The sequence below is a fragment of the Synechococcus sp. R6-5 genome, from assembly GCF_047461775.1.
Lineage (GTDB): Bacteria > Cyanobacteriota > Cyanobacteriia > Thermostichales > Thermostichaceae > Thermostichus.
Genome location: NZ_JANSHV010000146.1, coordinates 1 through 6,654, shown reverse-complemented (window position 1 = coordinate 6,654; position 6,654 = coordinate 1). Strand labels below are relative to the sequence as shown.

Sequence of the window (6,654 nt, the reverse complement as noted above, 5' to 3'; positions counted from 1 at the left end):
GGTGTTGACCAGCTTGCAAGAGCAGCTCGAAGATATCAAGGTCATCTATGTGGAGTTTTGCTCAGAACAAGACCGCAAACAGATTGATCAGATGTTGGACCCTACCCATCTCCTCTGGCAGGGAGAAGTTGTAGCAGGCCAAAGAGGAGTCCTTTGCTATCTAAGCAGGGCTTGCTTTGTCGACAACAATTCAAGCCTTGGAGGAGAGACTTAAGGTTATGAACTCAACCATTATCGTTACGGCTGCTGACAGCAAGTTTTTTGAATTGGTTCAGGGGACTATTCTCTCCATCCGAGAGAAACCTCAGGGGCACTCTGTAGATATTGGATTCTTGGATGTAGGCTGTACACCGGAGCAGTTGCAATGGATAGGTCAGTACGTTGACTATATCGTAGAGCCAGATTGGAATTACAACGTTCCTGATGTAGATAAACAACCTAGGTACCTCAAAGCGCTGGTCTCTAGACCTTTTTTGCCTGAATATTTCCCAGGTTATGAAGTTTACATTTGGATTGATGCAGATGCTTGGGTGCAAGACTGGTCTGCGATTGATCTTCTTGTCTTAGGAGCAAAAAGAAAGAGCTTCTCAATAGTTCCAGAGTTAGTAGCTAAACATAAGAATAGACCCTGGATGCAAACTTGGATATCTTGGCACTACCACCTTTACTTCTACCACACGGAATTTGATCGTTTAGATATAGAGCCTCTGCTAAATGCTGGTGTGTTTTCTGGTGCCAGACAGTCTATTCATTGGTCAATATGGGGCAAAAGATTAGGTCAAGCTATTTCTAGGTGCCTTGATTTGTGGACAGACCAGTTTGCTCTAAACGTGGCTATTTATAGAGATATAGGTCTGGATAGAGTTGAACTTTTGCCATTAAATTGCAACTGGCTAGCCCATTATGAGATGCCCCAATGGGATTTGCAAAGGAAGATTTGGGTGGATCCTTTTCCACCTCACAATCCAGTAGGAATCATACATCTTACAGCCGACGTTAAGGTGAGACCAACTCATATTGCGCTTACAACTGAAGGTTTTAAGATTGAAGCTAGCTTGCGGTATGCAGGCATCATCTCCACTCCGGTCAAGAGATACGACTACGTATCGCCTAACCAGATTAGAATACATCTTGACCATAGCTTTCCTTCAATGATTGCGGCCGAGCCAAGCTCTCACCCCTGGCCTTATCTACGGAAAGAAGTTCCTCACCTTTGGCATACGGATCTACGTCAACCTACCATCGGCTTTGTTAGTCGGGACGAGGCACACATTCTGTACAATACTGCGCTAAAGTTTCGAGGAAAATCTGCTCTGGAGATCGGCTGTTGGTTGGGCTGGTCAACTGCTCACCTGTCAGCAGGAGGTGTTATTCTCGATGTTGTCGATCCAATTTTGGAAAATCCACTGGCTTATGAGAGCGTGAACCAGTCTCTCTGCTCGGCTGGAGTTCGCTCTAATGTCAATCTCTACCCTGGCTACAGTCCGGAAAAGGTAGAGGAAATTGCCCAGCAAGAGGATCGTCGCTGGTCTTTAATTTACATTGATGGGAATCATGACTCGCCGGCTCCCTTGCAGGATGCTCAAGTGGCAGAGCGCTATGCTGCTGAGGATGCCTTGATTCTGTTTCATGATCTAGCCTCGCCGGATGTGGCTGAAGGTTTGAATTACTTGAGAGACAGGGGCTGGAACACGATGATTTACCAGACCATGCAAATTATGGGAGTGGCCTGGCGAGGCAATGTCAAGCCCGTTGAGCATATTCCAGACCCTGCTGTGAATTGGACATTGCCAGAGCACCTCAAGGACTATCCGGTCTGTAACCTTGAGTTGTCTAGGGTGCTAGAGAAAGTTAAATCTTTTACCTTGCTGGGCTTTGAGCGTCTTTGGAGCCTTTATTCACTGGCTAAGCAGGTTTGTGAAGAAGACATTCCTGGGAACTTTGTAGAATGTGGTGTTTGCAGGGGTGGAAGCTCAGCTTTGCTGGCCTGGGTGATTAAGAACTACAGCCGTCGACCTCGCAAGCTATATGCTTTCGATACCTTCTCAGGTATGCCTGATCCAACAGAGGTGGATCGAGATTATCGAGGAGTTGCTGCCAACGATACGGGTTTTGGATCCGGTGCTTTAGCGGCACCCATTTCGGAGAACTTAGAGGTGATTGCCAAGGAACTGGGAGTTTGGGATCTCATTGTCCCCCTGCCAGGGCTGTTTGCTGACACCTTGCCTGCCTATCGAGAGCAAGTGGGTGAGATTGCTCTGCTGCATGCAGATGCTGACTGGTATCAATCAACGATGGATATTTTTCATCATTTCTATGATCAGGTTCATTCCCAAGGATTCATCCAAATCGATGATTACGGACACTGGCAAGGATGTTGGAAAGCTGTTCATGACTTCGAGCAGGAAATCGGAGCCTTTTTCAGGTTGCATAGCGTCGATTACACAGGGGTTTGGCTGAGTCCTTCAGAAAACCTGGTAGTGATTAGAGTTAGAAATAGCATAACAGAAACCTCCAAACCACAAGGGATCCGCCTGAGCAAGATCAACGTGGGCCTTTTCCCCTACTGGGAAATGGAGACAGAGCAGCTTATCCAAGAACTGGAGGGCTTGCTGGAGCCAATTCTGCGCAGTCCTCAGCCAGAAGACTATGCTCTGATCTTCCTAGGGGATCCGGATCCGCAACTGGCCAATCAAACTCTGGAGATAGCTGCAGGCAACATAGCTCTCAGGCTCATGGAAGAGGGGTTAGAGCTCAGTAGAGAGCCGTTCTGTTCAGTGGTAGCTGGCTTGAACCCCTATCAATGGGAGAGACTTATTCCCCAACTCAACTATCGCTATCTCTTGAAGCGGGAGCGCTTTCCCAAGGGATTACGGCCTGCTATTCAAAAGCTACCTGTGTTGCTGTTGGCCTCCTAGGGATCCATCTGTTGTCTTGAGTTACTTGGCTGTCTACAGGGCGTCTGGATCTACCCCTAGCTCTCGTAGCTTCCGGGCCAGGCGCCCTGCCCGTTGTTCGGCCTGCTCAGCCCTTTGCCGCTCCAGTTCGGCCTCGGTGGGTACCAGTTCCCCAGCAGCAGTGGCCCAGCGAATCCAGGTGGCCTCGATGTCCCGAAACCTGCCCTCCCACTTCACTAGGCACAATCCCAAAACCTCGCTCGGCAAGCAACCCTCTGCATCCTCTTTAATCGGCTCATAGCGGTCGCCCCTCAGCCGAAACCCCGCCCAGTCTTCTGGATCAAACGGGTCAAACCAAAAGTACTCCGGCACCCGGATAATCTGCTCATAAAGTTGCTTTTTGCTTGTTTTATCCTCCTGGGCAGTGCTGGGAGAAAGAAGCTCAATCACCACGTCCGGCCCTTTGCCCTGCTCCCAAATCACCCAGCTTTTGCGCTCGCCTTTAGGCACGCCCAACACCACAAAATAATCCGGCCCTTTGAAATTGCGGCCGCTGGTCTGCTCCAAGCTGTAGTAGAGAAACATATTGCCACCGACAAAGCCATCAGGGCGCTGCTGCAACCAGGTTTGGGTAGTGGAGATGAGCAAGTCCATCTGGCACCTGTGCCGCCAGCTTTCCATAGGTTCGCTGTCGTCGTAGGGGAGCTCGTCTTGGGTGGGGGGCAACTCGGGTAGATAAACCGGATCCAGCACCTCAGTAATTGGGTTCGGGTTAGTCATTGCCAGTTCTCCTCTCTTTACCCTTACAAGGTATCGGGATCCACCCCCAGCTCCCGCAGCTTCTGGGCCAGGCGCTCTGCTCGCTGTCGCTCTTGCTCAGCACGTTGGCGCTCGATTCTCTCAGCTTCTTCAGGAGTAGGCACCAGCTCCCCATTGGGGAAAAAGTAGCGCAGTTGTTGGTTATGGATCCCCAGATACAGCTCCAGCATCTCGCTCCAGCGCCAGCCCTGCTCCGTTGGCTCAATCTCCTCGTACTTCTCCCCCCTCAGTCGCAAACCCATAAACTCCTGCGTCTCCGGAGAATAGTAAAAGTACTCCGGTGTCCTGAAAATCCTTTCGTAAAGCTCCCGCTTCTCACCCCGATCCACTTTGGCAGTCGATTCCGAAAGCAGCTCGATGATCAAGTCCGGGTATTTGCCACCTTCTTCCCACACCACCCAAGAAGGGCGGGGGCGGTTTTCTACCCCTTTGACCAAAAACAGATCTGGCCCGCGGAAGTCTTTATTTTTGAGTTGCCCTCGGCTGTAGTAGACGGTGAGGTTCCAGGCGAGGAAGTAGTCGTTGCGGTCTTGCCAGAGGCGGGCGAGGCAGCTGACCAGAATCAAAAGCTGCAGGGCATGCAGGGAGTGTTCCATTTCGGGTTCATCGCTGAGCAGCCCCTGGGCCGAGGGCATGAGCTCCGCCAGTTGCTGGCGGGTGAGGGGAGTAATCTTTTCCTCAGCTTTCTCTTGGAGTTTTTCTTGGGCCAGCATTTTTGCACTCGGGGCAAGTGAATTAGCTGTAGGCTAACCCATCGATAGAACCGCCGGCAGGTGCTCTGCTTCAGGCTGACAGGGTGATAACAGGAGCGTTCTACTAACTGAAAGGCATAATAAGAGATGTAAACTTCTCCTTTTGTCCGCATGTCTTTCTGGAAACTTTTGGTGGTGATAGCGGTGCTGCTTTTCGGCTTGGCAAGCGGGATCCCCACCTTACAAGCGGCCACCCTGGGTGGATCCCCCTACAATCGCGCCCAACAGGAAGTTGTGATTGCAGCTAGCCCAGACCAGGTGTTAAAAGCGGCTGAGCAAGCCTTTCAAGTTTGGAAGCGGGGGGAACTGGTCTCTGTGGATGCTGAGGCGATGGAAGTGAAGGGGATCTCCCGCACCAACTTTTTTAAGTTCGTGGACGATCTAACGGTTTCGCTGTCGCCAATAGAAGGGGATCCTGGCCATACTCGTCTACACATTACTTCCGAAGGCCGTGTTGGGGAATATGATTTCGGCGGCAACCGGCGCAACATCAACGAGTACCTGAACACTTTGCGGTCGTTGCTGGAGCAGAGCTAGGGCCGACAGGACAAGGCGGGAGACTTATGTGGATCCGCATCTTTTGCCGTCTCTTATGATTCCTCGTTCTGTTCCAGCTTGGCCACACGAGCTTCCAGCTTGCGCAAGGTACGTTGCAGCTCAGGCAAGTGCCGCTGGACGGCCATGCTCTTGCGCCATTCGGCAATGGGTTGGTGGGGGTAGCCGGCCACCGTTTGACCAGCGGGGACGTCGCTGGTTACTCCTGTCTGGGCAGCCACGCGTACGCCATCGCCAATGTGCAGGTGCCCGGCCAAGCCACATTGCCCGGCCAAGATGACGTGGTGGCCCAACTGGGTGCTGCCGGCAATGCCCACCTGAGCGATGATCAGGCAGTGGGATCCGGTGCGCACGCCGTGGCCAATTTGCACCAGATTGTCGATCTTGGTGCCGCGGCCAATACGGGTCTCGCCAACGGCGGCCCGGTCGATGGTGGTGTTGCTGCCTACCTCCACGTTGTCTTCCAGCACCACTCGGCCCGCCTGCAGCATGCGCCGCCAGGAGCCATCTGCCAGAGGAATGTGGCCAAAGCCGTCGTCGCCAATGACAGCGCCGCTGTGGATGAGGCAATCATCCCCAATCTCCGTGCGCTCGTGAATAACGCAGTTGGCGAAAAGCTGACACCGGGATCCAATCCGCACGTGGGGATAGATGGTGACATTGGGGTGAATTTGGGTGTGGTCGCCAATTTTCACTCCCTCCATCACCACTGCGTGCGGCCCGATTGCCACCCCTTCCCCCAGTTGGACGCTGGCATCCACCACCGCTGTAGGATGGATCCCCACCGGTAGGCGGTAGGGCTGGTAAAACAGCTCGATAGCCTGGGCAAACAGCAGACGGGGATCCCTGCCCCGCAAGCAGGCAATGGAACAGGGCAAAGCCAGCCCTTCCTCCACGATGACGGCGCTGGCCTGGGTTTGCTCCAAGAGAGGTAGGTAGCGGGCCTCGCTGAGAAAGCTCAGCTCCCCTGGGCGAGCCTCCGCCAGGCTGGCGACGCTGTGAATTTCCAGGGTGGGATCCCCCTCGTAGGCACACCCCAATTTTTGGGCAATTTCCTGTAGCTGCATTGGGGTTGACATCCTCTACGATTGCGGCAGCCGCACGTCCATCACGGTGCCGCGCAAGTTGTAGCCAAAGGTCTCTAGCTCTAGGGGAACGCCAATTTTGACGCGATTGTTGCCCAGGACGATGCCATTCTCCGTCCGCTGGCCCCGCCCCCGCAACGTAAATACCAGGTCGAGGCGATAGGCTTCGGGATCGGGCAAGTTCTGCACCCGCCCATCGGGGAAAACCACTGGCACCGTGCGGCTGACATTTTCCACTCGCACCACCTCCACCTGGCCGTAGGGCTGGTTGCGGATGATCAGGTCAGCCTTCTGCCCCGCCTGAAAAGGTTCCATAGAGCGGCTGCTGACCCCGCGCACAATCATGTCCACTTCCACCGGCAGCGTGGGGCCACCTCCCACCTGGACGACACTGCCCGCCTGCCGACCCGGAAAGAACAAGACGGCGACAATGGCCACCACCACAATTGCCAGAGCTCCCAGATCCAAGAGGCTGACCTTTCCCAAAAGCCGCCCCTGCTCGTCAATGAGCCGCATATCACCTGATACATTTACGCTGAACACTGC

Annotated in this window: 6 protein-coding genes and 1 pseudogene; 3 read left to right on the top strand and 4 right to left on the bottom strand. The window is 53.5% G+C overall.

What is annotated here, in order from left to right:
• Positions 1-214, top strand: a pseudogene (locus tag NW818_RS08680) (glycosyl transferase family 1); the annotation flags it as partial.
• Positions 215-218: 4 nt separating this feature from the next.
• Positions 219-2,918: a class I SAM-dependent methyltransferase gene (locus tag NW818_RS08675; RefSeq protein WP_414424324.1), complete on the top strand. Its 2,700-nt coding sequence runs from the start codon at positions 219-221 to the stop codon at positions 2,916-2,918.
• 33 nt (positions 2,919-2,951) lie between these two features.
• On the opposite strand, the gene NW818_RS08670 is transcribed toward NW818_RS08675, so the two are convergent.
• Positions 2,952-3,677 carry a Uma2 family endonuclease gene (locus tag NW818_RS08670; protein WP_414424323.1) on the bottom strand — a complete coding sequence of 242 codons (726 nt, stop codon included), beginning with the start codon at positions 3,675-3,677 and terminating at the stop codon, positions 2,952-2,954.
• 23 nt (positions 3,678-3,700) lie between these two features.
• On the bottom strand, positions 3,701-4,387 hold the full coding sequence (locus tag NW818_RS08665; protein ID WP_414424326.1) for a Uma2 family endonuclease: 687 nt from the start codon (positions 4,385-4,387) through the stop codon (positions 3,701-3,703).
• A gap of 192 nt (positions 4,388-4,579) precedes the next feature.
• Here NW818_RS08665 and NW818_RS08660 point away from each other — a divergent pair, with 192 nt between their 5' ends.
• Entirely contained in the window at positions 4,580-5,005 is a 426-nt protein-coding gene (locus tag NW818_RS08660) for a DUF1499 domain-containing protein (protein ID WP_414342567.1), read from the top strand.
• Between the two features lie 53 nt (positions 5,006-5,058).
• Here NW818_RS08660 and lpxD read toward each other — a convergent pair whose 3' ends face one another.
• Both lpxD and NW818_RS08650 read right to left on the bottom strand, forming a co-directional pair.
• Positions 5,059-6,090, bottom strand: a complete 1,032-nt coding sequence (lpxD, locus tag NW818_RS08655; protein WP_414424325.1) for a UDP-3-O-(3-hydroxymyristoyl)glucosamine N-acyltransferase — start codon at positions 6,088-6,090, stop codon at positions 5,059-5,061.
• A gap of 15 nt (positions 6,091-6,105) precedes the next feature.
• Positions 6,106-6,654, bottom strand: a 549-nt coding sequence (locus NW818_RS08650) for a DUF4330 domain-containing protein (protein ID WP_414424322.1), incomplete at its 5' end; no start/stop codon positions are given.

Excerpts from the sequence above, each read along its gene's own strand:
- NW818_RS08675 (WP_414424324.1), top strand. The coding sequence starts at position 219 with ATGAACTCAACCATTATCGTTACGGCTGCTGACAGCAAGTTTTTTGAA.
- NW818_RS08670 (WP_414424323.1), bottom strand. The coding sequence starts at position 3,677 with ATGACTAACCCGAACCCAATTACTGAGGTGCTGGATCCGGTTTATCTA.
- NW818_RS08660 (WP_414342567.1), top strand. The coding sequence starts at position 4,580 with ATGTCTTTCTGGAAACTTTTGGTGGTGATAGCGGTGCTGCTTTTCGGC.
- lpxD (WP_414424325.1), bottom strand. The coding sequence starts at position 6,090 with ATGCAGCTACAGGAAATTGCCCAAAAATTGGGGTGTGCCTACGAGGGG.